A 677-nucleotide genomic window follows, 5' to 3' on the forward strand; every position below is an offset into this window, starting at 1 on the left:
CGCTAGTGATATCAAAGTCAATACTTATGTATCTACTCTGGTAACTCCACTGGGTTGCACTTATAAGCTGATTCCAAACCGCTTTATGCCAGAAGATCGTATTTACTTCTTCCGTGCTGCTGACTGGACTCAGATGGTGCTCCGTGCTCCTACTACTCAGCTGTTAGCAAAAACTGGTTCTCATGACAAGTATATGATTGAGATGGAAGTTGGCCTTCGTCACAAAAACCAGTTCGCTTCTGGTATCCTGGAAATTACTGCTGGCACTACCCCATCCATTACTGCTATCTCTAGCACTCATGGTCTGGTAGTTGGTTCTACTCTGGACGCAAGCACTCTGTTCACTGTTACTGGTGGTGGTACTCCAACCTTCTCAGTAGATGCAAGTGGTAATGCTACCCTTGGTGCTGATGGTAAAACTCTGACTGGTGTTAAAGTCGGTGATACTGTTGTAACTGGTACTCTGAATGGTGTTACTGCAACCGCTACTGTTACTATCCATGTAACTGCTGCTAACGTTGCTGTTGCAAGTGTAACTGTTGCTCCTACTACTCTGACTAAAGTAGTTGGTGATGCTGCTGTTGTTCTGACTGCTACTGTTCTTCCAGCCAATGCTTCTAACAAAGCAGTGACTTGGTCTTCCAGTGATGCTACTGTCGCAGCTGTAAATGCAACTT

1 protein-coding gene is annotated in these 677 nt (G+C 45.1%); it reads left to right on the top strand.

What is annotated here, in order from left to right:
* The coding region (locus tag N1032_RS25690; RefSeq protein WP_259543443.1) for an SU10 major capsid protein at nt 1-677 on the top strand (677 nt) is incomplete at both ends.

Origin of the sequence: Herbiconiux daphne (genome assembly GCF_024979295.1) — a bacterium.
Lineage (GTDB): Bacteria > Actinomycetota > Actinomycetes > Actinomycetales > Microbacteriaceae > Herbiconiux > Herbiconiux daphnes.